Genomic DNA, 26,353 nt, shown 5'->3' on the forward strand with positions numbered 1-26,353 from the left:
GTCGTTGCGTGCGGTCACAGGGCGGCGAGCCGGGCTTCCCGTCCGGCTGTGGCGCGGGCGGCCTCCTGCGGGCGGCGCAGGACCGTGAAGGCCACGGCCAGGGCGGCGAGGAGGAGGGCGGCGCCGACCGCGAAGGCCAGGTGGTAGCCGCCGGTCAGGGCTTCGGAGGCGGGGCGGCCGGCCGCGGTGAGGGACTCGGTGCGGGAGGCGGCCAGGGTGGAGAGGACCGCGATGCCGAGGGCCATGCCGATCTGCTGGGTCGTGTTGAAGAGGCCGGAGGCGAGGCCCGCGTCCTCCTCCTTGGCGCCGGACATGCCCAGTGAGGTCAGGGCGGGCAGGGCGAGGCCGAATCCGGCGGCGAGCAGCATCACGGGCAGCAGGTCGGTGAGGTAGTTCACCTGCTCGGCCCGGCCGGGCACGCGGGTCAGCAGACCGAGTACGCCGACCAGGAGCACCAGACCGGTCAGGAGCACCTTGCGCTCGCCGAAGCGGGCGATGAGCCGGGCCGAGACGGTCAGGGACACCACTGCGATGACGGCCGCGGCCGGCAGCATCGCGAGGCCGGTAGCGGAGGCGCTGTAGCCGAGGACGTTCTGCATGTAGAGGGCGACGAGGATCTGGAAGGAGAAGAGGGCGGCGACCATCAGCATCTGCACCAGGTTGGCGCCGGAGACGCTGCGTGAGCGGAAGATCCGCAGGGGCATGAGGGGGGTGGCCGCCGCGGCCTGGCGCAGGAGGAAGCCGCCGAGCAGGGCGAGCGCGAGGGCGCCGAAACCGAGCGTGTGGACCGAGGCCGCCCCGTACTCCTCGATCTTGACGACCGTGTAGATCCCGAGCATCAGCCCGGAGGTGACGAGCAGTGCGCCGAGGGTGTCCGCGCCGGCCTTCAGGCCGAGGCCGCGGTCGGCGGGCAGGGCGCGGAGGGCGACGAGGAGGACCGCGGCGCCGATGGGCAGGTTGATGAAGAAGATCCAGTTCCAGGTGAGGGCGTCGGTGAGCACACCTCCGAGGACCTGCCCGATCGAGGCGCCGGCCGCGCCGGTGAAGCTGAAGACGGCGATGGACTTGGCCCGTTCGCGCGGCTGCGTGAAGAGCGTGACGAGGATGCCGAGGCTGACGGCGGAGGCCATCGCACTGCCGACGCCCTGCAGGAAGCGGGCGGCGATGAGCACGCCGGGGGTGGCGGCGACGCCGGCCAGGAGCGAGGCGGCGGTGAACACCGCCGTGCCGGCGAGGAACATCCGCTTGCGGCCGATGAGGTCGCCGAGCCGGCCGGCGAGGAGGAGCAGCGAGCCGAAGGCGATGAGGTAGGCGTTGACGACCCAGCTCAGCCCGACCGGGGTGAAGCCCAGGTCGTCCTGGATGCCCGGCATGGCGACGGTCACGATGCTGCCGTCGAGGATCGTCATCAGCATCCCGGTGGCCAGGACGCCGAGGGCGAGCCGGCGGGAGCGCGACGGGGCGGATGAGGATGCGGATGCGGATCCGGGTGCGGAGGCGGAAGGGGCGGGCATGCCGGTCTCTCCTGTCGATGGGAGGCAACAGGAAAGACCGTAGCAGATAGTTTTGTTGCAGACTATCTTCTACGGATCGACGGCCGGGGCCGAGGCTCCGGCCGTCACCCCTTCTGGCGGGCCCGCCGGGCCGGCCGCGCACCCTCCACGGGCGTCTCCAGATGTCCTGTGACCAGGCGGTTCAGTGCGCGGAGCAGCACCTCGCGCTCATCGACGGGCAGGGCGTCGAGGGCGCCCCGGTGGACGCGGTCGACGATCTTCTGGCTCTCCTTCGCGACCTTCGCCCCCTCGTCGGTGACGGCGATGATCCGCGCCCGCCGGTCGGTGCCGGACGGCCTGCGCTCGGCCAGGCCGGCCTTCTCCAGTGCGTCGACGGTCACCACCATCGTGGTCTTGTCCATGTCCCCGATCTCGGCGAGCTGCGCCTGGGTGCGCTCCTCTCCGATGGCATGGACGAGCACACAGTGCATACGCGGGGTGAGCCCGATCTCGCCGAGCGCCGCGCTCATCCGCGTCCGCAGGACGTGACTGGTGTGGTCCAGGAGGAAGGACAGATCCGGTTCGGTGCGGGCGGGTGCCATGGCTGTCATGGCTGCCAGCGTAACGACAACCGATCCGTCGCGGATTATCGGCAAACGGATGACCGGGCCGCGCCGGCCCCCGCTTGCCGCCGGCAGCGCCCGGGGGCGCCGACCGCGGGTGCGAATCGGGGCCAGGAAAGGTGAGCTGCGCGGTCAGCGACCTCGCCATCGGTCGGTCACTACCTTCACCTCACCTGCCCCGCACGGAATCAACCCCTTCGGGAGACCCGCCGTGTCCTTCCTCGCCCCCACCCGGTTCCGCAGCACCGCACTCGCCACCGTGGCCGCCCTGGCCGTCTCGGCCGCCCCGGCCGCCCTCCCCACGGCCACCGCCGCCAGTTCGTCCACCGCCGGCGCCCCGACCGCCGACGCCCCGACCGCCGGCGCCCCGGGTGATGTCGTCGCCGGCACCCCGTCCGCCTTCCACCCCCTGCCCGGGCAGCCCACCCGCACCAAGGCATGGAAGATCCACTATCGCTCCACCACCGCCGACGGCACCCCGAACGTCGTCTCCGGCACCGTCGTCGTCCCGCAGGACGGCCGCACCGGCCCCCGCCCCCTGATCACGTACGCCGTCGGCACGGTCGGCATGGGCGACTCCTGCGCGCCGAGCAACAACCTCCCGTACGGCACCGCCATGGAGGCCAACCTCATCCAGCAGCTCACCCTGCGCGGCTGGGCCGTGGTGGTCACCGACTACGAGGGCCTCGGTACCCCGGGCGTGCACACCTACACCGTGGGCCCCTCCGCCGGGCACGCCGTCCTCGACGCGGCACGCGCCGCCCAGCGACTGCCCGAGGCGGGCCTGTCGGCGGGCGGGCCGGTCGGCATCATGGGCTACTCCCAGGGCGGCCAGGCCGGCGGCTGGGCCGCCGAGCTGCAGGGCTCGTACGCCCCCGAGCTCCAGGTGAAGGGCACGGCGACCGGCGGTGTCCCGGCCGACCTGCTGAAGGTGGCCGACTTCAACAACGGCTCCTTCGGCTCCGGGCTGATCTTCATGGCGGCGGCCGGCCAGGACGCGGCCTTCCCCGAGCTCAGGCTGGACTCCTACCTCAACCCTGCCGGGAAACTGCTGGTCGACGGCATGAAGGAGAACTGTGTGGCGATCAACTCGATCGCCGGCTCCTTCAAGCGGATCTCCGACCTGACCACCCGCAACCCGCTCGACCAGCCGGACTGGCAGGCCCGGCTGAACCAGAGCAGGCTCGGGGGCACCGCCCCGGCCGCGCCCGTGTACCAGTACCACGCGCTGGGCGACGAGCTGATCCCGTACGGGGTGGGCCGCCGGCTGCGCTCCGACTGGTGCGCGCGGGGCGCGAACGTCGAATTCGACACCGTCTGGGTCGGTGAGCACGTCAGCGGCGTGATCACCCAGTCCCTCGCGGCCGTGAACTGGCTGGCGGACCGCTTCGCCGGCCGCCCCACACACGCCAACTGCTAGCGGCGGAGCGTCCGACGACCCACCGGCCAACCCCCACCGGGCCGGTCCCGGTCCCCGGGCCGGTCCCCGGGCCGGCCCCCGGCGGGTCATTGCTCGGCGGGTCCTTCTTCGGCGGGGCAGGACCGCGTCCCGGACGGCAGCCGCCCGTCGAGCAGGAAATGGTCCACGTACTCCTTGACGCAGGAGGAGACCGCGTAGGCGGTGTGCCCCTCGCCCTTGTGGTCCACGATCACCGCCGAGCCGAGCCGCTCCGCCGTCTCCTCCGTCCACTCGTACGGGGTCGCCGGGTCCCCGCGGGTGCCCACCAGAAGCATCCGCGGGGCGCCCGGCCGGTCGATCTTCCGGATGAAGTCGGTACCGGCGGGGCGGCCGTAGCAGGAGAGCACCGTCATCAGCTGGCGCGGTCCGAAGATCTCCGAGGCCTTGAGGAACTCGCCTTCCATGTCCAGCAGTTCCTGCTCGATGGCCGCCGGGTCGGCCTTGTCGCGCGACCGGTCCGGATCGTCCGCGCAGTTCACGGCGGCGAGCGCGGCCAGGGCGTTGTCCGCGGGCACCGTGCCGGGGCCGGCGTCCTGTTCCTCGTCGTCGGACGGGATCAGCGGTCCGCTGAGTTCGAGCAGGCCCTGCGGGTCGCCGTCGCGTTCCACTCGCGCCAGCGCGTCGGCGAGCGCGGGCCATGTCTGCTGCGCGTACAGGGCGTTGCCCATGGCGACGGCGGCGACCTGCCCCGTGAGGTACGTGCCGTCCTTGCCGACCAGCGGCTCCTCGTCGAGCCGGGTCACCAGGGCGGTCACCTTCTCCTTGGCCGTGCGGGTGTTGGTCCCGTAGACGCAGTCCTGCCGGCGGGCGCACCAGGACAGGAAGTTGTCCAGGGCCCGCTGCTGGGCGCGCGTGGAGACGAGGGCCCGCTCCGCCAGCGGCGCGACGAGGGTGTCGACGCCGTCGAGGACCATGCGGCCGGTGCTGCCGGGGAACTGCGCCGCGTACACGGAGCCGAGCCGGGCCCCGTAGGAGAATCCGAGGTAGTTGAGCTTCTCGTCGCCGAGGGCCCGGCGGATCACGTCCATGTCGCGGGCGACGTTCACGGTCCCCATGTACGGGAGGACCGGGCCGGAGGCGAGCTCGCAGCGCCGGGCCAGGGCACGCAGGGCGGCCAGCAGCGAGGCGGCGTCGGGGATCATCTCCTCATCGGCCTGCTGGGGTCCGCCGCAGGAGACGGGTTCGCTGTGGCCGACCCCGCGCGGGTCGAAGCCGATGAGGTCGTACCGTTCGCCGAGGTCGGCGAAGAACTTGGCACTGTCGGCCAGGCTCGCGGCGCCCGGAGCGCCGGGGCCGCCGAAGTTCAGCAGGAGCGAGCCGAGGCGGTTCTTGCGGTCGGTGGCCGGGAGACGGGCCAGGGCCACCTTGACCGTGCCCTTGCCCGGGGCCGCGTAGTCGAGTGGGACGTCGGCGGTCGCGCACTGCATTGCGGCGGGGACGGGCCGGTCGGGGCAGTCGCCCCACCGGACGCGCTGTGCGTGGAATCGTGCCAGCGGGTCGCCCCCGGTGGACGTGGGCACGGGCGTCGACGTGGACGTGGACGTGGGCGTGGGTATGCGCGTGGGCATGGGGGCGGGCGGCGGCGCGGGCGCGGGAGCCGGGGCGGCCACCAGCGAGGCCAGGAACAGGGTCCCGGCGACGATGGCGGTACTGGCGTGGGAACGGTGCACAGCACCCTCCTCGGTGGCCCCCCGGACCATCAGCCCACCATAGACCGGCTCCCCGGACCCCGCCCCCCGGCCGTGGTGACGGACCGTGGTCACCCCTCCCGCGGCCTCGGCCGGCGACCGCCCGGCCCCGCTCACCCCTGGCGCGGTCCTCGGTACAGCTCGTTGATCCGGTCCGCGTAGTCGCGGGCGATCGCCGCCCGCCTGAGCTTCAGCGACGGGGTAAGGTGTCCGCGCGCCTCGGTGAAATCGCCCGGCAGCACGGCGAAGCGCCGGATCGACTCGGCCCGTGACACCAGCCGGTTCGCGTCGTCCACCGCCCGCTGGAGGTCCGCCCGCAGTTCCTCGTCCCGTACCAGCTCGCGGATCGGCACCCCCTGCTTCTTGTGCATCTGGCGCCAGTGCTGCAGCCCGTCGGGCTCCAGGGTGATCAGCGCGGTGATGTACGGCCGGTTGTCACCGAGCACCATGCACTGCCCGACCAGCGGGTGGGCCCGCAGCCAGTCCTCCAGCGGCGCCGGGGCCACGTTCTTGCCGCCGGAGGTGATGATCAGGTCCTTCTTGCGGCCGGTGATGGTGAGGTACCCGTCGGCGTCGAGGTCCCCGATGTCGCCGGTCGCCAGCCAGCTTCCGTACGGGAGGGCGTGCCCGCTGTTCCAGTAGCCGGCGAAGACGTGTGCGCCGCCCAGCAGCACCTCTCCGTCGTCAGCGATCCGTACGGCCGTGCCCGGCAGCGGCCATCCCACCGTGCCGAGCCGCGGCCGCTGCGGCGGGGTCACGGTGCTCGCGCCGGTGGTCTCGGTGAGGCCGTAACCCTCGAAGACCTCGATGCCGGCGCCGGTGTAGAAGGCGGCGAGCCGCCGGCCCAGCGGTGATCCGCCGCTCAGGACGTAGCGGACGCGGCCGCCGAGCGCGGCCCGGATCCGCCGGTAGACGAGCGGGTCGTACAGGGCCCGTGCGGCGCGCAGCACGAGGCCGGCGGCCTTGCCCTCGGCCACCTCGCCGAAGCGCCGCGCGATGCGGGCGGCCCGGTCGAATGAGGAGGCCCGGCCCATCTTCTCCGCGGTGGCCCGGGCGGTGTTGTAGACCTTCTCCAGCACGTACGGAATGGCCAGGAGGAAGGTCGGCCGGAAGCCGGCGAGGTCGGCGAGGAGGTCCTCGGTACGGATGCTGGGCGCGTGCCCGAGTTTGACGCGGGCCCGCATGCAGCCGACGGCCACCATCCGCCCGAAGACGTGGCTGAGCGGCAGGAACAGCAGGGTGGACGCCGGGTCCTTGCTGACGGACTTGAAGACCGGGTGCAGCAGCTCCACCGCGTTGTCCACCTGGGCGAAGAAGTTGGCGTGGGTGATCACGCATCCCTTGGGCTGCCCGGTGGTGCCGGAGGTGTAGATGAGGGTGGCGACGGAGTCCGGGGTGCGGGCCGCCCGTCGAGCACGCACCAGCGCCTCCGGGATCCGCTCCCCGGCCCTGACCAGCCGGGCGATCGCGCCGGTGTCGAATTCCCACAGGTGCGCCAGCCAGGGCAGGTTCGCCCGCTCGTTGCTGATGAGCCGGGCTTGCGCCGTGTCCTCGACGGCGCAGGCCACGGCGCCGGAGTCCTGGATGATCCAGCGCGCCTGGAGGGCGGAGGAGGTCGGGTAGATCGGTACGGTGACCAGCCCGGCGGCCCATCCGGCGAAGTCGAGCAGGGTCCACTCGTAGGTCGTACGGGCCATGATCGCGAGCCGGTCCCCCTCACGCAGCCCCTCGGCGATCAGTCCCTTCGCGACGGCGAGCACCTCGGCGGCGAACTCGGCGGCCGTGACATCGCGCCAGCTCCCGTCCCGCTCCTTGCGGGCGAGCACCGCCTCGCGGGGGGCCTCGCGCGCGTTGTCGAACGGGATGTCCCCCAGGGATCCCCGCCCCGGCGGGCCCACCAGCGCGGGAACTCTCACCTCGCGCACCACCCCGTCGATCATGGTTTTGACGGGTTCGACGGGCCTGACCAGCCTCAGTTCGGCTTCCACGGCGCAGTCTCCTCGGCTCGGCGCGACGGTTACCGCCGGTAATCTACGGAGCGGCGACCGCGCCCGGCCAGACCTCGGAGCCCTTCTTCACGGACGCTCCACGCGACCACCCCACGACGGAGCGCAGGCGGCGGGCACCCCCCGCCCGGGCCATCGCCGTGCCCCGCGGCCACCCCGATCCGGCGGCACGCCCGATCCCGTCCCGGACCTCACTGTCATGGAGGTAAGCCGGGACGACCCCGGCCGGCAGGCCGTCCTGGACCGGCTCCTGGACCTGTCGCCGCTGTCCACCCTGCGGGAGTGGTTCACCCGCCAAGGAGGCCGATCCGCCCGGCTGGTGCCGCGCGCTCGGCGACCCCGGGGCGGGGGGCGCCGCGGCTGATCCACGACCGGCCCCCGACCGGCCCCCCAACCGCCCCTGTGGCCGACGGGCGTTGGGGCAGGTGGCCGGTTCACCGGCAGGCAGTCCACGGCCTGTCGGACACGGCAGGTAGCGTAGAGGCGGCACCACACCAGCGGCGGCAGGCATGCGTCGGTGCGGTCCGACTGCCGCCCGCCGAAGGCGTCCACGACCACGCCCGACAGGGAGCGGCCACGTTGCCGCCGCGGCGTCGGCCGGCTCGCGCGGACGGACCCGGGAACCAGCCGAGGGACGGTCCGCGCACCCTGCGCCCATCGGTCCCCACCCGGCGGCCGCGGTGTCACCGCCTGCCTGTTGATCGTGTCTCACCCTCTGAGCAAGGAGCTCCACGCGCATGTCCATACCGCCGCCGCCGCCCCACGATTCGTTCCCGCAGCCCGGACATCCCGGACAGCCGGGACCGTACGGACAGCCGGGGCAGCCCGGGCCGTACGGAGGCAGCCCTCAGGGCTGGTACGCGCCGCCGGCGTCGCAGAAGACCAACGCGCTGGCCATCGTGGCGTTCGTCATGTCGCTCGCCTGCGCGCTGCCGCTGATCCCGCTGATCCTCGGCATCGTCGCCCTCTCCCAGATCCGGACCCGCGGCGAGAAGGGCAAGGGGCTCGCTGTCGCGGCCATCGTCATCCACGGCCTGACCATCGCGTTCTACGCGGTCGTGCTGGTGCTCGGACTCTCCGGGGCGCTGGACGAGGGCGCCGCGCCGAAGCGCGACACCAGTGGCCAGGTCACCGACTCGGGCTCCAGCAAGGTCAACGACATCCGCATGGGGGACTGCTTCAACACGGACGACGACCTGGCGGAGTACGAGGACAAGGACGGCGGACAGGCCTCGTTCTCAGTGAGCATCGTGCCCTGCGACCAGGCTCACGAGGGGGAGGCGTACTCCGTCTTCGAGCTGGAGGAGGGACCGTACCCCGGCACGGAGAAGGTCATCTCGATCGTCGAGGAGAAGTGCGCCGGACCGGCGCTCACGACGTACGTGGGCAAGGACGCGAAGCTCGACGACAAGCTCGAGGTGTACTACTACTACCCGCAGTCCTCCACCTGGCTCCTCGGCGACCGTGAGGTCACCTGCTTCGTGGGCGACCCCAGCGGTTCCAGCACCGGTTCGGTCCGCGCCACCCGCTCCTGAGCCGCGGCCGCCCCTCACGCCTCACCGTCCGCCGCACGCCCGCCCGCCCGTGGCGCGCGGCGGACTTGAGCAAGCGGCATGCCGCCCCTCGACCGGGCGGGGCCACCATGGCCGTATGAACCGTCCGCGCCTCCTCCACTTGGACCGCACCCTCGACGAGCTCGACGGCCCGGCGTGGGCGGCCCCGCCGCCGCACGCGACGGCGCTCGTCACCAGAATCCACGCCCTGCGCCGCCGCCCGCTGTGCACCCTGACCCCGGCGGACCTCCGCACGCTCGTCGCGCAGAGCGTGTGCCTCCCGTACGTCCTCCCCCTCGCCGTGGCGCTGCTCCTCGAAGACCCGATGCTGGACGCGTACTTCTACGAGGGCGACCTGCTCCTCGCCGCCCTCGCCCTGCCCGCCGGGGCCTGGGCCCCCTTCCCGGACCTGGCCGCGCAGCTCACGGCGGCCGTCGAGGCCCTCTCGGCCGCCGCCACAGCGGAACTCGCCCGCCTGGCGGGGCCCGAGGGCCTCGGGCTCGTGGGAGTGTGATCCGACCGCCCAGGAGCGTGCGTGCCGGACCCCGCGAGCCAGACGGGACTTCGACGGCACGGCTCAGGTGGCCGGCTGCGTCGCCGGGCCGGGCGGACAGTCGCGGCAGCGGCCGGGCTCGCGGGCGCGGAAGGCGCGGTCGCACCCGTCGCAGGTCTGGAAGGGCTCCGGGCGCCGGACCCGTCCGGCCGCCGGGGCCGGTGGCAGGTGCGGGGGGACCAGCGCCCTGAGCCGGTACGCGAGGACGGACGCGGGATGGCGCATGCGTGCGGGCAGGCCCGCGCACAGGACCTGGCCGACCGCCTCGGGTTCCGCCCCGCGCTCCAGCCAGTCCGACACGCCCGGCGCGAGCCGCCGTACATCCCGTTCGGCGAGCAGGAGCCGCGGGTCGTACCGCCGCAGGCCGGCGAGCAGATCGGCCGCACCCGGGTGCAGTCGCCGCGGGACGGACGCGGCAACGGGCTCGCAGACGTCCACCGCCCCGAGTCCGAGTCCGGGAACGGGCCCGATTCCGGGTCCGGGTCCGAGTCCGAGTCCGAGTCCGGGAGCAGGCTCCGGTACGGGACCACACTCCGGCTCCGGTACGGGCTCCGGCTCCGGTACGGGCTCCGGTACGGGCTCCGGCTCCGGTACGGGCTCCCGGTCCGGCGCAGGCGGCGGGTCCGGCGGCGCATCGTCCGGGGCGACGGACCCCGGCTTGTTGTACGAGTACGTCCGGGTCACCACCTGCCCGTTCCCCAGCCGTTCGCGCCGCCGCTCCAGATAGCCGTGCAGCTCCAGCTCCCGCAGGGCGGACGCCATCCGGTCCTGCCCCTCCGGGAACCGGTCGGTGAGGGCCTTGACGCCGACCCGGGTCCCGTCCGGCAGCGACTGGATGTGTGCCGCGACCCCGATCGCCGTCGCCGACAACTCGCGGTGCTGGAGCAGGTGGTTGCCGACCACGGTGAAGTGACGCGTGTGCCCTGTGTTGACGTGGGTGACACCGGATCGGGCGGTCCCGGTTCGAACACGGGACGCTGCGCGCGAGGGCGCGCTAGGGTGCTGGAGAGCCATAGGGAAGAAGCCACTTCCTGGTTGGTCAGGCCCTCGGCCGGGATTGCAGTCCCGCCGGGGGCCGTCTCATGTCTGCGGTTGTCGGGGCGAGCATATGCCCGCCAACCAGTCTGAAATCCAGCCCAGTTGGCACGTTTCACCCATCCGAGCGACGTGGGGCCGGTGGGGTGGGGTGGGGTGGTTCTTTCCCCCGGTTCTTTGGGTTCTCATACGTCCAAGCGCACCGGGTCACGGCCCGCCGCGACCCGGTGGCGAGGAAGAAGACCTCCGCCCCCACCCTTCACGCCTTCTGCCGCGTCTCGGATACGCGGGACGCGGTGCCACCAGGGACGACGGCAGGCCCCCCGCGGTGGAAGCGTCGGCTCCGCCTACCCGCCACCGGCCGCCCCAGGACGGCTTCTTCACGTCGGCGTGGCTGATTTCCACGTATTAGCATGGACATGATCCAGTGCTTCCGGATCAAGTCGGGGGGAACCAGATGTCATTCGACGCGGAGTGGGCACAGCACAAGGCGGCGGCGCTCGCCGGAACCCAGTCGCCCGGCATGCGGCTGAACCAGGTGGCGCCCGAGCCGGGCGGTGGCGGCGGCCCGGCGGGCAGTCTGCTGGCCGGGGCCACCTCCATCAACGGCAACGCGAACCTCCTGATCGAGATCGCCGCGCTTCTGCACGAGGGCCGGCCCGACGGCGACGCCGGCACCATGGCCCGTGCACCGCGCGCCCACGACGACGTGGCGAAGGAAGCCCTCCGCTTCGCCCGGTTCGCCGACGACCAGTTCAAGGACACCGTCGCCCTGTTCGCAGGCCTGGCCACCCGTCTGAAGACCACCGGCACCAGCTTCGCCCGGGTCGACGACGGCACCGCCGCGTCCTTCCTCAACCGCATCGTGGACGAGGGCACGTACGTGAAGCCGGAGGCCAAGTGAGCGGCTTGAGTTACCGCAAGGACGTCCAGTTCCTGCAGGAGTGCAATCCTCCGCTCGTCGAGCGCAACGCGGCGGAGTTCCGGCGGCTGCGCGATCTCCTCGTCCAGGTCGGGGAACCCGCGCGGCGCGCGGAGACCGGGACGCAGTGGCAGAGCGACGGCAGCCACACCTACACCGGCCGCCTCGCCGAGGCCCGGCAGTTGGTGACCCACATGGCCGAGGGCTACGACAAGGCGGCCAGCGCCCTGAACGCGTACGCCCTCGCCCTCGCCACCGCCAAGACCCACTACGACAACGGCAAGCGCTCGGAGCGCGCACTCGCCGCGCTGATCGGGACGAAGGGCACCGCGATCACCCGCACGGCGCAGGAGGCGGAGCCGATGCGGCAGTGGGAGGACATGCGGGCGACGACCGGGTTCCTCGACGGGCTGGCCGAGCTGACGATGGACGTGGACGACATCCGCGACGAGGCGAACCGCCTCCACGACGCCGCGGGGGGTGACTTCCACCTGGCGAAGACCGTCGAGCAGGAGGCGCGCAGCACGTGCGTGCACGCGCTGAAGCAGGCGTACGAGCTGCTGCCGGAGTTCAAGGTCAAGGGCGGTGACAGCCGGCCCGACCTGTACGCGGCGATGGCGGACATCCGCCAGGAGGCGGTGGAGGCCCGTACCAGCCCGCTGACCCACCTGCCGGGCAGCGCCGCGAAACGGGAGATGCCGGGGCCGGTCGGTGCGGACACGCCGGTCTCCCCGCAGCTCCGCGACATCCGGATGCGGGTGTCGGGCCTGCCGGATGCCGCGGACAACTACTGGATCCCCGTGGCCACGGACGGCATGCACGCGGATTGGATCGCCCAGAACAAGGAACTCCTGCGGGCGGCGGCCAAGAACGCGGGGCTCCCGGAGGAACTCCTCGCCGGCGTGGCCTGGCAGGAGGTCGGAGGTCTGCAGCCCGGGTTCATGGACGACGTGACCGGAACCATCCGCGAGCAGGCCGCGGCTCCGTGGGGACTGAGCCCGGTCACCCCCGAGAACCTGCCGTGGCGGCTCGGCGGCGGCCTCGACGAGACCTCGTACGGCCCGATCGCCATTCAGCTCCGGCGCGGCGCCGAAGTGCTCGGCTACGATCCGGCGAACCTCACGGACCACCAGCGGACCCTGGTGGAGGAGGCACTCCAGGACCCCAAGCAGAATGCGTTCATAGCGGCCGGCTACCTGGCCCAGATCAAGGCGGAGAGCGGTCTCGCCGACGTCCCGGCCGATGAGATGACGGAGGCCCAGATGCGCGAGATCGCCGCCCGGTACAACGGAGGACCCTACTGGGACCTCCCCAAGGCCCAGGGCTACGGCGACCGGTTCGTCGACGACCTCGGGCAGGCAAGGAACGCGATGCGATGACGGACCTGCGCGAGAACACCGACGTGCCCGGGGACCGGGGACGTCTGCGGTGGGTGCTGGGTGTTCCGCTCGGGATCATCCACCTGCTGAACGGCGCCGCCGTGTCCCTGGCCCTGTTCGCCGGGCCCCAGGCCGAGTGGGACCACCAGGGCTACGAGAACGTCGGCGCGATGTGCTTCCTCGCGGTGTCCCTGAGTGTGCTGGGCCTGCTGATCACCCTCCTCCCGAGCGTGCGCCGGGCCATGGGCCTGTGGTGGCTGGTCCCGCCGCTCGTCCTGGGGGTGATCGCGTGGGTGCGTGGCGCGACGCTCGGCTGAGGCTTCCCCGGGAGAACGCCGACCGGCCGGAGGACCGGGGCTGCCTGCAGTGGGTGCTCGGGATTCCGCTCGCCCTCGTCTACGGCCCCGCGCTGTACGCGTGCTACCTCGCCTTCGCCCTGCGCCCGGACGCCGACGACGGCCGGCTGCGCGACACCGTCCGGTTCATGTCCGGCTTCTCCCTGGTCCTGTGTCTCGTGGGGCTGCTGATCACCATCACCCCGGTGTTCCGGCGGACCCTGGGCCGATGGTGGTTCGCCGCGCCGTTCCTGCTCGCGACGGCCGCGTACGTGCGCGCGCAGACGGTCTGACGTCTGCGGCACGCCTCCGGGAGACGGAACACCGCAGCCCCCGCCCGGACGGGGGCGGGGGCTGCGGCGCGTACGGCTGCCGGGCGGATCAGGCGGTCGCGGCGACCGGCTGCGGCGCGGCGTCGGCGACGGCGGGGGCCGGGTCGTCCAGCGGGGAGGCCGACGAGGCGGAGGCGTAGGCCTCCTTGTCCAGGATTCCCTCGCGGGCCGAGACGATGACCGGGACCAGAGCCTGGCCGGCCACGTTCGTGGCCGTGCGGATCATGTCCAGGATGGGGTCGATCGCCATCAGCAGGCCGACGCCCGCCAGCGGGAGGCCCAGCGTGGAGAGGGTCAGCGTCAGCATGACCGTCGCGCCCGTCAGACCGGCCGTGGCGGCCGAGCCGATGACCGAGACGAAGACGATGAGCAGGTACTCCTTGATGCCCAGCTGCACGTCGAAGATCTGCGCGATGAAGATCGCGGCGAGCGCCGGGTAGATCGCGGCGCAGCCGTCCATCTTGGTGGTCGCGCCGAACGGGACGGCGAAGGAGGCGTATTCCTTCGGGACGCCGAGGCGCTCGGTGACCTTCTGGGTGACCGGCATGGTGCCGACCGAGGAGCGGGAGACGAAGGCCAGCTGGATGGCGGGCCAGGCGCCCTTGAAGAACTGGAGCGGGTTGACCTTGGCGACCGTCGCGAGCAGCAGCGGGTAGACGCCGAACATCACGAGGGCGCAGCCGATGTAGATGTCGGCGGTGAAGGTCGCGTACTTGCCGATCAGTTCCCAGCCGTACGTGGCGATCGCGGTGCCGATCAGGCCGATGGTGCCGATCGGGGCGAGGCGGATGACCCACCACAGGGCCTTCTGGAGCAGCTCCAGAGCGGACTCGGCGAGGTCGAGGACCGGCTTGGCCTTGGCGCCCAGCTGGAGGGCGGCGATGCCGGCGACGACGGCCAGGAAGACGATCTGCAGGACCTTCAGCTCGGTGAACGGCGTGACGATGTCCGTCGGCACGATGCCGGTCAGGAAGTCGATCCAGGAGCCGGCCTTCTTCGGCTCCTTGCCGTCGGCCGCGGTGAGGCCGGTGCCCGCACCCGGGTCGGTCAGCAGGCCGATCGCGATGCCGATGCCGACCGCGATCAGCGAGGTGATCATGAACCAGAGCAGCGTGCGGGAGGCGAGCCGTGCGGCGTTGTTCACCTTCCGCAGGTTGGTGATCGACACGAGGATCGCGAAGAAGACGAGCGGGGCGATGGCCAGCTTCAGCAGCTGGACGAAGATGTCGCCGGTCTTCTCCAGGGTGGTGGCGAGCCAGCTGACGTCCTGGCTGCGGGCTATCCACCCGAAGAGGACGCCGAGGGCGAGACCGGCGACGATCTGGGCCCAGAAGGGGAAGGTGAAGGAGGCCTTGGCGGGGGCCTGGGGGGTCGCGGACACGGACACTCTCCGGTGGTGACGCACAAAGACTGAGGGGGGAGGTTCTGCGGGGTGTTGCGGTGCGGCAGCAGCCAGGAAGGGCCGGCCGGGACCGCTGCTGTATCGATTCAGCTCAACAGCAACAGGCCGCGGACGCGCGGCGGCAGAGGTCGACGTGCAGGCGCCCCACGAGCGGGACGCTCGCGGTGATCGGGTGCGCAACTGGGGTCAACATGTCGAGCACGCTAACACTTCTGCTTTGGGAAACTCAAAGGGGCACTTTGAGACAGCGGCGCACGAGGCCCTCTTGCGCCGGCCCGGAAAACACGATCGCCCCAGCGTTCACGGGCGGTTTACCCGGTGCTGGGGCGGTTCGATGTGTGATGAAGCCAACTGGGGCGTTACGCCCTAGACGCGCGCCGCGTCGTCGGCCTGGTCCTCCTGGCTGCGGTTCGCGGCGAGCTTCTGCTTCGCGCCCGCGACACGGCCGGAGATCTGCTGGGACATCTCGTCGCGCTGCTTGCGCAGGAGGACGAAGGAGAGCGGCGCGGAGAGCACGAGCGCGAGCAGGACGACCCAGGCGACATTGGCGTCCCCGAGCCCGGCGGGCACCCAGCGGAGCCGGACGAGACCCGTGACGACGACGAGGCATCCGACGAAGATGCCCAGGCGCATCGCGGTGTAGCGGATCGTTGCGCTCGGCTTGAGGGACACGGTGACCCCTTCTCTCTCGTCGTGGTCGTACGTCGTACGGCGGCTGGTGCCCGTCCAGTGAAGCACGACGGGACCGGGCCGCGGCCCTCCGGGGTACGGCGCCGGGCGATGCGGCCGGTCCGCCGGCACGACCGCACGTACGACCGCGCGTACGACCGCGCGTACCGCCGTGGGAACGACTGCGCGCACCGCCGCCCGTACGGCCGCAGGTACCGCCGCATGTACCGATGCCGTCAGCGCAGCGGCAGCAGCATCGTGATGTCGTCGCGGTCGTCGCCCGGGCCCACCCGGATGGCGCCCGGCACGCGGCCGACCTCCTTGTAGCCGCAGGCCGCGTAGAAGTGCTCCAGGCCGTGGCCGCCGCGGCAGCCGAGGCGGATCGCGTCGATCCCCTCGATGGAGCGGGCCGCGGCCTCCGTCGCGGCCATCAGCTCGCGCCCGTGGCCCCTGCCCTGGTGGCGAGGGTGGACCATCACCGTGTACGCCCACAGCCAGTGGAGCTGCAGCCGGTGCGTGTTGTGGGTGAGGAAGGAGGTCGCGGCGACCGAGCCGTCCTCGGTGCGCCCGACGAGCAGCCGGCAGCTCCCGTCGGCGGCGCCCGCGAGCTGCTGCTCGAGCGCGGGGCGGATGTCGTCGCAGGTGACCGGCGGCACGAAGCCCACGGCGCCGCCCGCGTTGGAGACGTCGGCCCACAGTTCGAGGATTCCCGCCCGCAAGGAGGGGTCGATGACCGGGTCCAGGGTGAAGGTAAGGGGCATAGAGCCAGCTTATCTATTACCTCATCGGACCGTCCAGGAATGGCCGAACCCCGGCCCTGGGACCGGGGTTCGACGCGCCGAGAAGTCGGACGACGGTCAGACGCGCATCGCCTGCGGGGTCTCGCGCAGGTTCGCGTCCGGACCGGGGTACTCGCGGATGATCTCGTAGCGCGTGTTGCGCTCGACCGGGCGGAAGCCCGCTTCCCGGATCAGCTCCAGCAGATCCTCACGACCCAGCTTGTTCGGGGTGCCGTAGTTGTCCGCGTCGTGGGTGATCTTGTACTCGACGACCGAGCCGTCCATGTCGTCCGCACCGTGCTGCAGCGCGAGCTGGGCGGTCTGCACGCCGTGCATCACCCAGAACACCTTGACGTGCGGCACGTTGTCGAAGAGCAGTCGCGAGACGGCGAAGGTCTTCAGCGCCTCGGCGCCGGTCGCCATCGTCGTGCGCGCCTGGAGCTTGTTGCGCACCTTGCCGTCCTGCATGTCCACGAAGTCGTGCTGGTAGCGCAGCGGGATGAACACCTGGAAGCCGCCGGTCTCGTCCTGGAGCTCGCGCAGCCGCAGCACGTGGTCCACGCGGTGGCCCGGCTCCTCGATGTGCCCGTACAGCATCGTCGAGGGGGTCTTGAGCCCCTTCGAGTGCGCGAGCCGGTGGATGCGCGACCAGTCTTCCCAGTGGGTGCGGTGGTCGACGATGTGCTGCCGGACCTCCCAGTCGAAGATCTCCGCGCCGCCGCCGGTGAGCGATTCCAGGCCGGCCTCGATCAGCTCGTCCAGGATGTCGGAGGCCGACATGCCGGAGATCGTCTCGAAGTGGTGGATCTCGGTCGCCGTGAACGCCTTCAGTGAGACGTTCGGCAGCGCCTTCTTCAACTCCGAGAGCGAGCGCGGGTAGTAGCGCCACGGCAGGTTCGGGTGCAGGCCGTTGACGATGTGCAGCTCGGTGAGGTTGTCGTTCTCCATGGCCTTGGCCAGGCGCACGGCCTCTTCGATGCGCATCGTGTACGCGTCCTTCTCGCCCGGCTTGCGCTGGAACGAGCAGTACGCGCACGAGGCGGTGCACACGTTCGTCATGTTGAGGTGACGGTTGACGTTGAAGTGGACGACGTCACCGTTCTTGCGCGTCCGCACCTCGTGGGCGAGGCCACCGAGCCAGGCCAGGTCGTCCGACTCGTAGAGGGCGATGCCGTCCTCACGGGTCAGCCGCTCGCCGGAGCGGACCTTCTCCTCCAGCTCACGCTTGAGCCCAGCGTCCATGTACCGGTCGCCTCCTCTAGATGCCTCTACCTGTCCTGCACGGTCCTGCAAGCCCTGGCCCACCGTACTCTCAGGCTTCCTCGGGCAGCTCCCCGACCCGGTTCTCCCACTTGGTGGAGAGCACGATGGTGGTGCGGGTGCGCGAGACGCCCTTGGTGCCGGAGAGCCTGCGGATGATCTTCTCCAGGCCGTCCACGTCGTTGGCGCGCACCTTCAGCATGAAGGAGTCGTCGCCCGCGATGAACCAGCAGTCCTCGATCTCGGCGAGGTCGCGCAGCCGCCGGGCCACGTCCTCGTGGTCCGCGGCATCGGACATGGAGAGTCCGATCAGCGCCGTGACGCCGAGGCCGAGCGAACGCGAGTCCACCGTCGCGCGGTAGCCGGTGATGACGCCGGCCGTCTCCAGACGGTTGATGCGGTCGGTGACGCTGGGGCCGGAGAGGCCCACGAGACGGCCCAGCTCCGCGTACGAGGCACGACCGTTCTCCCGGAGTGCCTGGATGAGCTGCCTGTCCACCGTGTCCATTACGTGGAGCCTTCCATTATTCGGCGATCCTGCAAGTCTAGGTATAGAATCTAAGGCACACAGGGTCAACGCCCTGTGAATTCTTTCAGCAGATCAGTAACGATCTTCAGGAGTGGTTCACCGTGTTCACGATCGAGATGGCCCACGCACACATGCGACAGCTCCAGGAGCTGGCCAACCGATCCCGTGCCCACCAGCCCGCCGCCGCCTACCGCGTCGACAAGACCCGCAAGCCGCTCGGCGCCAAGAAGGCCTAGTCACCGCGGCTTGTCCCCCTGGGGAGACCGGGACCCTCCCAACTCCCCCTCCCAACGGCGGTACAGCCGGTGCGGCACCTCTGCCGCGTCCAGCACCCGCCCCGCGACGAAGTCCACCAGATCCTGGATGTGCGTCGCACCCGCGTAGAACGCCGGAGAGGCGGGCAGCACGATCGCGCCCGCCTCGTCCAGCGCCACCAGATGCTTCAGCGTCTGACCGTTCAGCGGGGTCTCCCGCACCGCGACCACCAGTCGGCGCCGCTCCTTCAGCGTCACGCTCGCCACGCGCTGGAGCAGGTCCTTCGACAGTCCGAGCGCCACCCCCGCCACACAGGCCGTGGACGCGGGGACGATGAGCATCCCCTTGACCGGATACGAGCCCGAACTCGGGCCGGCCGCCAGGTCCCCGGCTCCCCAGTAGCGGACGTCCGCGTCACCCGCGGGGGCCTCGAAGGTCCCCGGTTTGCCGTCGGCACCACGGGCCAGCCACTCCGCGAGGTCCTCGCGCCAGTGCGCGTCGCGGAAGGCGATCCCGGTCTCGTCCAGCAGGGTGAGGCGCGACGCCCGGCTCACCACCAGGTCGACGCTCTCCCCCGCGGCGAGCAGCCCGCGGAGCACCGCCGCCGCGTACGGCGTCCCGGACGCCCCGGAAACCCCGACCACCCACGGGGTGCGCTTGCGCTCAGTCATACCTCCGAGACTATCCGGCCACCCCGCGCGGGCACTCGGTAAGGTGTCCGGACGTTCCAGGGGTGGGACGTTTCGAGGGGGCGACGATGAGCACGACGGCGGATCCGGCCTGGACGCGGACCGGGCGGGCCAAGGCGGCAGGGAAGCTGATGGCGGCCTGGATCGCCCTGCTGTGGCTGATCGAGGCGGTCGATCTGGCCACCGGTCACGCCCTCGACCCGTACGGCATCACCCCGCGCGACCCGGATCACCTGATCGGCGTGCTCGCCCACCCGTTCCTTCACTTCGGCTTCGGCCACGTGGCGTCCAACAGCTGGCCGCTGCTGGTCTTCGGCTTCATCGCCGCGCTCAGCGGCATCCGCCGCCTCCTCGCCGTCAGCGCCCTGATCACGCTCGCGGTCGGCGTCGGCGCCTGGATCGTCGCCCCGCCGAACACCCTCGGCGCCGGCGCCTCCGGACTGGTCTTCGGCCTCTTCGGCTACGTGGTGGTCCGCGGCTTCGTCGAGCGCAGGCCGATGAACGCGGTCGTCGGCGTGGTGGTCGCCGCCGTCTGGGGCTCCACGATCTTCCTGGGCGTCCTGCCAACGGACTCCGGGGTGGGCTGGTACGCCCATCTCATCGGCCTCGTGGCCGGCGTGCTGACCGCCCTCTACTACCGCCGCCCCGACCGGGCGGCGGAGCGCGGCGTGCTCACGGCGTGAGGCCGCGGACCGACAGGTCCACCAGCGCGCACACGAAGAGGGCGATCCCGATGAAGCCGTTGACCGTGAAGAACGCGCGGTTGAGGCGGGACAGGTCGTGCGGCTTCACGAGGGTGTGCTCGTAGAGGAAGGCGGCGGCCACGATCACCAGGCCGGCCCAGAACAGCCCGCCCGCGTCGGTGGCGAGGGCGTACCAGGCCAGAAGGGCCGTGGTCACGACGTGCGCGCCGCGCGCCCCCCAGAGGGCCGCCGGGACGCCGAAGCGGGCCGGGACGGACTTGACGCCCTCCGCACGGTCGGCGGCCACGTCCTGGCAGGCGAAGATCAGGTCGAAGCCGCCGATCCACACGCCCACCGCCAGACCCAGGATCACCGCGTCCCACGACCACGCGCCGGTGATCGCCAGCCAGGCGCCGACCGGACCCATCGCCTGGGCCAGGCCCAGGATGGCGTGCGGGAAGTTCGTGAACCGCTTGCCGTACGGGTACACCACCATCGGCACGACCGCGAGGGGGGCCAGCATCAGGCAGAGCGGGTTCAGCAGCGCCGCCGAGCCGAGGAAGACGACGAGCGCGATCCCGGCGCCGGTCCAGGCCGAGCGGACCGACACCGCGCCGGTGACCAGCTCACGGCCGGCCGTGCGCGGGTTGCGCGCGTCGATCTCGCGGTCGATGATCCGGTTCGCCGCCATGGCGAAGGTCCGCAGCCCCACCATGCAGACGGTGACGAGCAGGAGCTTGCCCCAGTGCACGTTCCGGTCGAGCTGGAACATGGCGGTGAGCGCCGCGATGTAGGCGAAGGGCAGCGCGAAGACCGAGTGCTCGATCATCACGAGCCGCAGGAAGGCCTTGACCTTGCCGCTCGCCTCCGGAACGGGCCCGGGTCCGAGGACGCCCTCGGCTGCCGATGTCATCCGAGGGACCTCCGAAACTGTTCGATCTCGGCGCGCAGGTCCGTGACGGACGCCGGGCCGATCTCCACCTCCAGTGGGGACGCTTCCTCGGAGGGCGGCGGGACGACGGACGCCAGGAAGGCGAAGCCCTCGCCGGCGGGGCGGCCGTCCAGGCGCAGCACCTCGTGCCCGTCCGCCGTGAGCTCCACCGAGAACTCGGCTTCCGGGCCGGTGACGGCGGCCAGCAGGCGGTCCGCGAAGGCGGCCGCGTCGGCGTCGCCGAGCCCGGTCAGGTCGATCTCGCGGCCCTCCCCGTCGGTCCGGTCCGCGATCAGCTGCCAGACGTCGGACGGCCCCGCGAACTCCTCGGGCGTCACGCCCGCCCGTTCGGCGGCCAACCGGACACCCGGCTGGTTCGGGTCGATCTCGGGACGCATCAGCGCCACGCAGGGCGTGTCACTGCCGATGAACAGGACGGGTCCGCCCACCGCGATCGGGCTCACAGGCCGTACTCCTTCCAGCGTCGGTCCACCAGGGCGGCCGTGGCCGGGTCGGACTCGACCATGTCGGGCCAGCCGCCGTCGCGGGTGTAGCCCTCCTCGGGGAGCTTCTTCGTGGCGTCGATGCCCGCCTTGCCACCCCAGAACTGCTGGTACGAGGCGTGGTCGAGGTGGTCCACCGGGCCCTCGACGACGGTGAGGTCGCGGGAGTAGTCGGTGTTGCCGAGGGCCCGCCAGGACACCTCGTGCAGGTCGTGGACGTCGCAGTCCTTGTCGACCACGATGATCAGCTTGGTCAGCGACATCATGTGCGCGCCCCAGATGGCGTGCATGACCTTCTGCGCGTGCTTCGGGTACTTCTTGTCGATCGAGACGATCGCGCAGTTGTGGAAGCCGCCCGACTCCGGCAGGTGGTAGTCCACGATGTCCGGAACGATGATCTTCAGGAGGGGCAGGAAGAACCGCTCCGTCGCACGGCCCAGCGGACCGTCCTCCGTCGGGGGCCGGCCGACCACGATCGACTGCAGCAGCGGACGCCTGCGCATCGTCACGCAGTCGATCTTCAGGGCCGGGAAGGGCTCCTGCGGGGTGTAGAAGCCGGTGTGGTCGCCGAAGGGACCCTCCGGGAGCATCTCCCCGGGCTCCAGCCAGCCCTCGATCACGACCTCCGCGTGGGCGGGGACCTGAAGCGGGACGGTCTTGCAGTCGACCATCTCGATCCGCTTGCCCGCGACGAAGCCGGCGAAGAGGTACTCGTCGATGTCACCCGGGAGCGGCGCGGTGGAGGCGTACGTCACGGCGGGCGGGCAGCCGAAGGCGATCGCGACCGGCAGCCGTTCACCCTTCGCCGCGGCGACGGCGTAGTGGTTGCGGCTGTCCTTGTGGATCTGCCAGTGCATCCCGATGGTGCGCTTGTCGTGGCGCTGCAGCCGGTAGAGACCGAGGTTGCGCACGCCCGTCTCGGGGTGCTTCGTGTGGGTCAGGCCGAGGTTGAAGAAGGACCCGCCGTCCTTGGGCCAGGTGAAGAGGGCCGGCAGCAGGTCCAGGTCCACGTCGTCGCCGGTCAGGACGACCTCCTGGACGGGCGCGGAGTCGCCCTTCACCTTCTTCGGCGGTACGTGGACCATCGAGCCGAGCTTGCCGAAGGCCTCGCGGACCCCGATGAAGCCCTGCGGCAGCTCCGGCTTCAGCAGGCCGCCGATCTTCTCGCTGATCTCGCCGTACGACGTGAGGCCGAGGGCCTTCAGGAGGCGGCGGTCGGTGCCGAAGACGTTCATGGCCAGCGGCATCGCCGAGCCCTTGACGTTCTCGAAGAGGAGCGCCGGGCCCCCCGCCTTGTTCACTCTGTCGACGATCTCCCCGACCTCCAGGTACGGGTCGACTTCGGCCTTGATGCGCTTGAGGTCGCCCTCCCGCTCCAGAGCCCGGAGCAGCGAGCGGAGATCGTCGTAAGCCATAGGGGTCAGTATCCGTCACCTACTACCCTGGAAGCGTCACCGGGGCCCTGTGCGGCCCCGCCGCCACTGCCCGGGAGTCGGTCCCACACCGTGCTGCGCTATCTGCCGTTCCTGCTGATCCTCGCGCTGACCATCTACGCCTTCATCGACTGCCTGAACACCCCGGAGGAGGAGGTCAAGCACCTTCCCAAGGCGGTCTGGGTGCTCATCATCCTGATCTTCTCCATCGTGGGCCCGGTGGTGTGGCTGTTCGCGGGCAAGAAGCGGTCGGCCGTCGGCGGCGGCGGGCGGCGCCCTCGGGGCCGGGCGCAGTGGGTCGCACCCGACGACAACCCGGAATTCCTGAAGTCCCTGCGCGACGAGCAGGAGAAGAAGGACGAGGACAAGGACTAGGCCGTCATTTTCGGATCTTGCCGGTTGACCCCGCGGCGTCTGGTGCGGTGCATCGGGCGTCGCGGGTCAGGCAAGATCCGGAAGAGACGGCCCAGGGGAAGCGCCGCGCCTACGCCCGGGTCAAGGCCGCGTACGTCTCGCGCAGCCGGGCCCGGCGCGCGTTCGTCCAGGCGGACCAGTCCGCCGGCCGCCCGGCCAGTGCCGATTCCAGCAGTTCGAAGTGCTCGTGCCAGCCGGCCAGGCAGTCGAGGCGGACGTCCTCCGGCCCACCTCGCTCGTTCACGAAGCGGATCACCGTCGAATCGGTTCCGACCGCCTCCAGGTGGAAGCGCATCCGCCCGTGCTCGCCGAGCGTGTACTCCGCGACCCGCTCCACGTCCCAGGCGGTGACCCGCCCGGTCGCCACGGTCCCGGTGTTCAGCCAGCGCAGGGTCACCGCCCCGCCGAGCCTGCGCTCCAGGACGTCCGCCGCGGCCAGCCAGCCGCGCAGTCCGTCCTCCGTGGTCAGGGCGGGCCACAACGCCTCGTAGGCGTAGGGCAGGTGCAGCTCGAAGCGGAGCAGCCAGTGGTCCTCGCCGCGGCGCTCGCTGGTGGCATGGCTCACGAGGGACATGCCACCAGCGTCCCACTCCCGGCGGTCAGACGCCCGCGTACGAGTGCTTGCCGCTCAGCAGGATGTTCACGCCGTAGTAGTTCCAGATCCAGCAGGCGAAGGCGAAGAGCGCCAGGTAGGCCGCCTTGCGGCCCTTCCAGCCGGCGGTGGCGCGGGCGTGCAGGTAGCAGGCGTACGCCACCCAGGTCACGAAGGACCAGACCTCCTTGGGGTCCCAGTTCCAGTAGCGGCCCCAGGCGTCGCCCGCCCAGATCGCGCCCGCGATGATCGTGAAGGTCCACAGCGGGAAGACGGCCGCGTTGATGCGGTACGAGAACTTGTCGAGCGACGCCGCCGAGGGCATCCGTTCCAGGACGGACGTGGCGAACCTCCCCGGCTTCCCGCCGCCGGCGAGCTTGCCCTCGTAGGCGTCGCGGAAGAGGTAGAGGACCACGCCGGCCGCGCCGAGGTAGAAGACGGCTCCGCAGAAGATCGCGGTCGAGACGTGGATCCACAGCCAGTACGAGTGCAGGGCCGGGACCAGCTGGTCGCTCTCGGTGTAGAGCCAGGTGACCGCGATGCCGAGGTCCAGCAGGACGGTGGTGACCAGGATCAGGCCCATCCAGCGGACGTTCTTCTTCAGGGCGAGCAGGACCAGGTACGCGCCGACGGCCACCGTGGAGAAGGTGATCGAGAACTCGTACATGTTGCCCCAGGGGGCCCGCTCCACCGACATCGCGCGCGCGACGACTCCGGCCGCCTCGACGAGGAAGGCCAGCGCGGTCAGCGAGATCGCGATCCGCCCGTACAGGTCACCTTGCACGGTGCCGCCGGCGGCGCCGGGACCGTCCGGCACGTCGCGGGTCCCGGCGGCCGAGCGGGTGACGACCTTCGGCTTGTCGAGGACGGCGGTGCCGGCGCCCTTGCCGCGGACCTGCACGGCGGGGGCGGCCCGGTCCTCCTCGGCGGCGGTCAGCGCGGCGGCCGTACGGGCCACCTTGCTGCGGCTGCCGAAGGTCCACTCGGCGATGTGCGCGAAGAAGGCGAGCGTGTAGACCGCCATCGACGAATAGATCAGGTAATTGCTGATCTCAGCCAGATTCTCGTTGGCTGCGGCTGCGAGCGGCGTCATCCGCGCTCTCCTTCAGGGGTTTCTTCAACACGTGGTTCGGCCATTGCAGCGGGCGCGGACGGCGCCTGCCGGTGCAGCGAGGCGGCGAGGTCCGCCAGCTCCTGCGGAAGCCTGGTGGACTCGCTGCGGCCCAGGCCCGCCATCTCGACGACGGTCACGCCGTCCTTGCCGGTCACCGCGCGGACCCAGATCCGGCGGCGCTGGATGAACAGCGATCCGGCCAGGCCCGCGATGGCGGCGACCGCGCCCGCGAGGGCGAGGCCGCTGCCCGGCTGCTGGGTGACGGAGAAGGTGGCCCACCGCTCGATGCCCTCGAACTTCACGGAGCCCGCACCGTTCGGCAGGGTCATCGTCTCGCCGAGCGCCAGCTTCTGCTTGAACAGCTCGCCCGACTCGTCCTTGAACGACTGCATCTTCGTGGTGTCGAGCTGGTACACGTTCTGCGGCAGGCCCGAGTCCACGCCGAGGCTGCCGTGCCAGGCGTTGAGCATGAGCCGCGGCTGGAGCAGGGCCGGGAACTGCGAGAACATCGTGCCGTGGCCGTCGCCGGCGAAGGTCGGCACGAAGACCGCGTTGAAGCCGAGCTGCTCCTGCTTGCCGTCCTTGTCCTTGTAGCCGTCGGTGACCTTGATGGCTCCGGTGGAGGTGAGGTTGGCGTCCTGCGGGAGCACCGGCACGGCGTCCTTGAAGACGACCTTGCCGGTGGGGTCGGTCACCGAGATGATCGGCGCGTAGCCGTGGCCGAGCAGGTAGACCTTGGAGCCGTCGACTTCGAGGGGCTCGTTGACCTGGATCTCGCGCTTCTGCGGCTTGCCGTCGGCGCCGGCGGAGAAGGTGACGTGCGCCTTGAAGTCGCGCGGGGTGCCCTGCTGCGGTCCGCTCATCTCGTACGTCGCGTCGAACCTGTCCAGCGTGAAGCTGAACGGCGACAGGTCGTCCGGGTTGAAGAGCGTGCCCGACTTGAAGTCGTCGTACTGGGTGAGCGTGTTCGAGAAGCCACTGCCGCGCAGGACCAGCTTGCCGCCCTCGGACTTGAAGTACTGGCCCCAGGCGAACGCCACCAGCATCACGATCAGCGCGACGTGGAAGATCAGGTTCCCGGCCTCGCGGAGGTAGCCCTTCTCCGCCGCGACGTGGCCCTCGCCGCGCTCGGTGCGAAAACGCTTCCCGCCGAGCAGCGTCTTCGCGTACGAGAGGACCTCGTCCGGGGTCTTCCCGGTGCGCCAGGTGGTGTGGGCCGGAAGCCGGTCCAGCCGCCTGGGGGCGCCCGGCGGGCGGCCGCGGAGCTGGCCGGCGAACTGCCAGGAGCGCGGCACGATGCAGCCGATCAGCGAGATGAACAGCAGCAGGTAGATCGCGGAGAACCAGACCGAGCTGTAGACGTCGAAGAGCTGGAGCTTCTCGGCGACCGTCACCCAGGAGGGGTTGTCCCTCTTCCAGAGGGCGACCTTCATCGGGTCGACGTTGGTCTGCGGGATGAGGGAGCCGGGGATGGCGCCCAAGGACAGCAGGAAGAGCAGGATCAGCGCCACCCGCATGGAGGTGAGCTGCCGCCAGAACCAGCGGACCCAGCCGATCACGCCGATGCCGGCGGCCGGCCCGGTGGGGCTGTCCTCCAGCGGGGCGGTGGAGAGCTGGGCACCGGCCGCGGCCTCGGAGGGGTCCGTGGCGGCGGGCGCGCGCGCCGCCTCGTCGGAGGGGTCGCCGGACGCCTCGGTGGGTGCCTTGTCAGTCGTACTCATG

The 26,353-nt window shown here is 71.3% G+C and carries 28 protein-coding genes; 11 read left to right on the top strand and 17 right to left on the bottom strand.

Features of this window, described 5'->3' with window-relative positions; translation table 11 throughout:
- Positions 1–14: 14 nt before the first annotated feature.
- Positions 15–1,514, bottom strand: coding sequence for an MFS transporter (locus tag ACWGIF_RS15165; protein WP_453496565.1), 1,500 nt, complete (start codon positions 1,512–1,514; stop codon positions 15–17).
- Between the two features lie 104 nt (positions 1,515–1,618).
- Complete coding sequence (locus tag ACWGIF_RS15170) at positions 1,619–2,104, bottom strand: MarR family winged helix-turn-helix transcriptional regulator (RefSeq protein ID WP_453496568.1); 486 nt, start codon at positions 2,102–2,104, stop codon at positions 1,619–1,621.
- 223 nt (positions 2,105–2,327) lie between these two features.
- On the opposite strand from ACWGIF_RS15170, the gene ACWGIF_RS15175 reads away from it, so the two are divergent.
- Positions 2,328–3,536, top strand: coding sequence for a lipase family protein (locus ACWGIF_RS15175; RefSeq protein ID WP_453496571.1), 1,209 nt, complete (start codon positions 2,328–2,330; stop codon positions 3,534–3,536).
- A gap of 86 nt (positions 3,537–3,622) precedes the next feature.
- Here ACWGIF_RS15175 and ACWGIF_RS15180 read toward each other — a convergent pair whose 3' ends face one another.
- Positions 3,623–5,245, bottom strand: a complete 1,623-nt coding sequence (locus tag ACWGIF_RS15180; RefSeq protein ID WP_453496574.1) for an alpha/beta hydrolase — start codon at positions 5,243–5,245, stop codon at positions 3,623–3,625.
- Between the two features lie 131 nt (positions 5,246–5,376).
- A complete protein-coding gene (locus ACWGIF_RS15185) occupies positions 5,377–7,203 on the bottom strand; it encodes an AMP-dependent synthetase/ligase (RefSeq protein ID WP_453496789.1) in 1,827 nt (608 codons plus the stop codon).
- Here ACWGIF_RS15185 and ACWGIF_RS15190 point away from each other — a divergent pair.
- From ACWGIF_RS15190 to ACWGIF_RS15200, 3 genes are all read left to right on the top strand, one after another.
- Positions 7,202–7,633 (top strand): cupin domain-containing protein, encoded by a 432-nt coding sequence (locus ACWGIF_RS15190; RefSeq protein ID WP_453496577.1) that lies wholly within the window; start codon positions 7,202–7,204, stop codon positions 7,631–7,633. The genes ACWGIF_RS15185 and ACWGIF_RS15190 overlap by 2 nt on opposite strands.
- A gap of 373 nt (positions 7,634–8,006) precedes the next feature.
- The gene (locus tag ACWGIF_RS15195) at positions 8,007–8,804 is read left to right on the top strand and encodes a DUF4190 domain-containing protein (RefSeq protein ID WP_453496580.1); all 798 of its coding nucleotides are present in this window, start codon (positions 8,007–8,009) and stop codon (positions 8,802–8,804) included.
- Positions 8,805–8,919: 115 nt separating this feature from the next.
- Positions 8,920–9,336 carry a contact-dependent growth inhibition system immunity protein gene (locus ACWGIF_RS15200; protein WP_453496583.1) on the top strand — a complete coding sequence of 139 codons (417 nt, stop codon included), beginning with the start codon at positions 8,920–8,922 and terminating at the stop codon, positions 9,334–9,336.
- A 63-nt stretch (positions 9,337–9,399) separates the two neighbouring features.
- On the opposite strand, the gene ACWGIF_RS15205 is transcribed toward ACWGIF_RS15200, so the two are convergent.
- The gene (locus ACWGIF_RS15205) at positions 9,400–10,278 is read right to left on the bottom strand and encodes a helix-turn-helix domain-containing protein (RefSeq protein WP_453496586.1); all 879 of its coding nucleotides are present in this window, start codon (positions 10,276–10,278) and stop codon (positions 9,400–9,402) included.
- A 589-nt stretch (positions 10,279–10,867) separates the two neighbouring features.
- Here ACWGIF_RS15205 and ACWGIF_RS15210 point away from each other — a divergent pair.
- From ACWGIF_RS15210 to ACWGIF_RS15225, 4 genes are read left to right on the top strand one after another with little or no spacing between them, the layout of a single operon-like run.
- Positions 10,868–11,314 (top strand): hypothetical protein, encoded by a 447-nt coding sequence (locus ACWGIF_RS15210; protein ID WP_453496589.1) that lies wholly within the window; start codon positions 10,868–10,870, stop codon positions 11,312–11,314.
- Positions 11,311–12,711: a hypothetical protein gene (locus ACWGIF_RS15215; protein WP_453496592.1), complete on the top strand. Its 1,401-nt coding sequence runs from the start codon at positions 11,311–11,313 to the stop codon at positions 12,709–12,711. The genes ACWGIF_RS15210 and ACWGIF_RS15215 overlap by 4 nt, the downstream gene beginning before the upstream one ends.
- Complete coding sequence (locus tag ACWGIF_RS15220) at positions 12,708–13,028, top strand: hypothetical protein (protein ID WP_453496595.1); 321 nt, start codon at positions 12,708–12,710, stop codon at positions 13,026–13,028. The genes ACWGIF_RS15215 and ACWGIF_RS15220 overlap by 4 nt, the downstream gene beginning before the upstream one ends.
- On the top strand, positions 13,001–13,339 hold the full coding sequence (locus ACWGIF_RS15225; RefSeq protein ID WP_453496598.1) for a hypothetical protein: 339 nt from the start codon (positions 13,001–13,003) through the stop codon (positions 13,337–13,339). The genes ACWGIF_RS15220 and ACWGIF_RS15225 overlap by 28 nt, the downstream gene beginning before the upstream one ends.
- 88 nt (positions 13,340–13,427) lie before the next feature.
- On the opposite strand, the gene ACWGIF_RS15230 is transcribed toward ACWGIF_RS15225, so the two are convergent.
- From ACWGIF_RS15230 to ACWGIF_RS15250, 5 genes are all read right to left on the bottom strand, one after another.
- Positions 13,428–14,765 carry a dicarboxylate/amino acid:cation symporter gene (locus ACWGIF_RS15230; protein ID WP_453496601.1) on the bottom strand — a complete coding sequence of 446 codons (1,338 nt, stop codon included), beginning with the start codon at positions 14,763–14,765 and terminating at the stop codon, positions 13,428–13,430.
- 381 nt (positions 14,766–15,146) lie between these two features.
- Positions 15,147–15,518 (bottom strand): DUF4229 domain-containing protein, encoded by a 372-nt coding sequence (locus ACWGIF_RS15235; protein WP_453496604.1) that lies wholly within the window; start codon positions 15,516–15,518, stop codon positions 15,147–15,149.
- Between the two features lie 167 nt (positions 15,519–15,685).
- The gene (locus tag ACWGIF_RS15240) at positions 15,686–16,210 is read right to left on the bottom strand and encodes an N-acetyltransferase family protein (protein ID WP_453496607.1); all 525 of its coding nucleotides are present in this window, start codon (positions 16,208–16,210) and stop codon (positions 15,686–15,688) included.
- 96 nt (positions 16,211–16,306) lie between these two features.
- On the bottom strand, positions 16,307–17,470 hold the full coding sequence (gene mqnE / locus ACWGIF_RS15245) for an aminofutalosine synthase MqnE (RefSeq protein WP_453496610.1): 1,164 nt from the start codon (positions 17,468–17,470) through the stop codon (positions 16,307–16,309).
- Positions 17,471–17,540: 70 nt separating this feature from the next.
- Positions 17,541–17,996 carry an Lrp/AsnC family transcriptional regulator gene (locus ACWGIF_RS15250; RefSeq protein WP_030388096.1) on the bottom strand — a complete coding sequence of 152 codons (456 nt, stop codon included), beginning with the start codon at positions 17,994–17,996 and terminating at the stop codon, positions 17,541–17,543.
- A gap of 122 nt (positions 17,997–18,118) precedes the next feature.
- Here ACWGIF_RS15250 and ACWGIF_RS15255 point away from each other — a divergent pair, with 122 nt between their 5' ends.
- Entirely contained in the window at positions 18,119–18,253 is a 135-nt protein-coding gene (locus tag ACWGIF_RS15255) for a hypothetical protein (RefSeq protein ID WP_453496798.1), read from the top strand.
- Here the strand turns inward: ACWGIF_RS15255 and ACWGIF_RS15260 are convergent, their stop codons facing one another.
- Entirely contained in the window at positions 18,254–18,943 is a 690-nt protein-coding gene (locus tag ACWGIF_RS15260) for a UbiX family flavin prenyltransferase (RefSeq protein WP_453496613.1), read from the bottom strand.
- Between the two features lie 86 nt (positions 18,944–19,029).
- Here ACWGIF_RS15260 and ACWGIF_RS15265 point away from each other — a divergent pair, with 86 nt between their 5' ends.
- Positions 19,030–19,644 carry a rhomboid family intramembrane serine protease gene (locus ACWGIF_RS15265; RefSeq protein ID WP_453496616.1) on the top strand — a complete coding sequence of 205 codons (615 nt, stop codon included), beginning with the start codon at positions 19,030–19,032 and terminating at the stop codon, positions 19,642–19,644.
- Here ACWGIF_RS15265 and mqnP read toward each other — a convergent pair.
- The 3 genes from mqnP to ACWGIF_RS15280 are packed head-to-tail and all read right to left on the bottom strand — an operon-like array spanning position 19,634 to position 22,493.
- Positions 19,634–20,557 (bottom strand): menaquinone biosynthesis prenyltransferase MqnP, encoded by a 924-nt coding sequence (gene mqnP, locus ACWGIF_RS15270; protein ID WP_453496619.1) that lies wholly within the window; start codon positions 20,555–20,557, stop codon positions 19,634–19,636. The two genes, ACWGIF_RS15265 and mqnP, sit on opposite strands and share 11 nt — an antisense overlap.
- Entirely contained in the window at positions 20,554–21,039 is a 486-nt protein-coding gene (locus ACWGIF_RS15275) for a hypothetical protein (protein WP_453496622.1), read from the bottom strand. Before ACWGIF_RS15275 ends, mqnP begins: the two co-directional genes overlap by 4 nt.
- On the bottom strand, positions 21,036–22,493 hold the full coding sequence (locus ACWGIF_RS15280) for a menaquinone biosynthesis decarboxylase (protein ID WP_453496624.1): 1,458 nt from the start codon (positions 22,491–22,493) through the stop codon (positions 21,036–21,038). Before ACWGIF_RS15280 ends, ACWGIF_RS15275 begins: the two co-directional genes overlap by 4 nt.
- A 90-nt stretch (positions 22,494–22,583) precedes the next feature.
- Here ACWGIF_RS15280 and ACWGIF_RS15285 point away from each other — a divergent pair, with 90 nt between their 5' ends.
- Positions 22,584–22,886, top strand: coding sequence for a PLD nuclease N-terminal domain-containing protein (locus ACWGIF_RS15285; protein ID WP_453496627.1), 303 nt, complete (start codon positions 22,584–22,586; stop codon positions 22,884–22,886).
- A 109-nt stretch (positions 22,887–22,995) separates the two neighbouring features.
- Here ACWGIF_RS15285 and ACWGIF_RS15290 read toward each other — a convergent pair whose 3' ends face one another.
- The 3 genes from ACWGIF_RS15290 to resB are packed head-to-tail and all read right to left on the bottom strand — an operon-like array spanning position 22,996 to position 26,352.
- Positions 22,996–23,499, bottom strand: coding sequence for an SRPBCC domain-containing protein (locus ACWGIF_RS15290; protein WP_453496629.1), 504 nt, complete (start codon positions 23,497–23,499; stop codon positions 22,996–22,998).
- A 25-nt stretch (positions 23,500–23,524) separates the two neighbouring features.
- Positions 23,525–24,610, bottom strand: a complete 1,086-nt coding sequence (ccsB, locus tag ACWGIF_RS15295; RefSeq protein ID WP_453496632.1) for a c-type cytochrome biogenesis protein CcsB — start codon at positions 24,608–24,610, stop codon at positions 23,525–23,527.
- Complete coding sequence (gene resB / locus ACWGIF_RS15300) at positions 24,607–26,352, bottom strand: cytochrome c biogenesis protein ResB (protein ID WP_453496635.1); 1,746 nt, start codon at positions 26,350–26,352, stop codon at positions 24,607–24,609. The genes ccsB and resB overlap by 4 nt, the downstream gene beginning before the upstream one ends.
- Position 26,353: the final 1 nt, after the last annotated feature.

The organism is Streptomyces sp. NPDC054849, from assembly GCF_053610945.1.

Excerpts from the sequence above, each read along its gene's own strand:
- resB (WP_453496635.1), bottom strand. The coding sequence starts at position 26,352 with ATGAGTACGACTGACAAGGCACCCACCGAGGCGTCCGGCGACCCCTCC.
- mqnP (WP_453496619.1), bottom strand. The coding sequence starts at position 20,557 with ATGACATCGGCAGCCGAGGGCGTCCTCGGACCCGGGCCCGTTCCGGAG.
- ACWGIF_RS15280 (WP_453496624.1), bottom strand. The coding sequence starts at position 22,493 with ATGGCTTACGACGATCTCCGCTCGCTGCTCCGGGCTCTGGAGCGGGAG.
- ACWGIF_RS15185 (WP_453496789.1), bottom strand. The coding sequence starts at position 7,203 with ATGATCGACGGGGTGGTGCGCGAGGTGAGAGTTCCCGCGCTGGTGGGC.
- ccsB (WP_453496632.1), bottom strand. The coding sequence starts at position 24,610 with ATGACGCCGCTCGCAGCCGCAGCCAACGAGAATCTGGCTGAGATCAGC.
- ACWGIF_RS15165 (WP_453496565.1), bottom strand. The coding sequence starts at position 1,514 with ATGCCCGCCCCTTCCGCCTCCGCACCCGGATCCGCATCCGCATCCTCA.
- ACWGIF_RS15200 (WP_453496583.1), top strand. The coding sequence starts at position 8,920 with ATGAACCGTCCGCGCCTCCTCCACTTGGACCGCACCCTCGACGAGCTC.
- ACWGIF_RS15195 (WP_453496580.1), top strand. The coding sequence starts at position 8,007 with ATGTCCATACCGCCGCCGCCGCCCCACGATTCGTTCCCGCAGCCCGGA.
- ACWGIF_RS15265 (WP_453496616.1), top strand. The coding sequence starts at position 19,030 with ATGAGCACGACGGCGGATCCGGCCTGGACGCGGACCGGGCGGGCCAAG.
- ACWGIF_RS15290 (WP_453496629.1), bottom strand. The coding sequence starts at position 23,499 with ATGTCCCTCGTGAGCCATGCCACCAGCGAGCGCCGCGGCGAGGACCAC.
- ACWGIF_RS15260 (WP_453496613.1), bottom strand. The coding sequence starts at position 18,943 with ATGACTGAGCGCAAGCGCACCCCGTGGGTGGTCGGGGTTTCCGGGGCG.
- ACWGIF_RS15220 (WP_453496595.1), top strand. The coding sequence starts at position 12,708 with ATGACGGACCTGCGCGAGAACACCGACGTGCCCGGGGACCGGGGACGT.
- mqnE (WP_453496610.1), bottom strand. The coding sequence starts at position 17,470 with ATGGACGCTGGGCTCAAGCGTGAGCTGGAGGAGAAGGTCCGCTCCGGC.
- ACWGIF_RS15170 (WP_453496568.1), bottom strand. The coding sequence starts at position 2,104 with ATGACAGCCATGGCACCCGCCCGCACCGAACCGGATCTGTCCTTCCTC.
- ACWGIF_RS15210 (WP_453496589.1), top strand. The coding sequence starts at position 10,868 with ATGTCATTCGACGCGGAGTGGGCACAGCACAAGGCGGCGGCGCTCGCC.
- ACWGIF_RS15250 (WP_030388096.1), bottom strand. The coding sequence starts at position 17,996 with ATGGACACGGTGGACAGGCAGCTCATCCAGGCACTCCGGGAGAACGGT.
- ACWGIF_RS15190 (WP_453496577.1), top strand. The coding sequence starts at position 7,202 with ATGGTTTTGACGGGTTCGACGGGCCTGACCAGCCTCAGTTCGGCTTCC.
- ACWGIF_RS15240 (WP_453496607.1), bottom strand. The coding sequence starts at position 16,210 with ATGCCCCTTACCTTCACCCTGGACCCGGTCATCGACCCCTCCTTGCGG.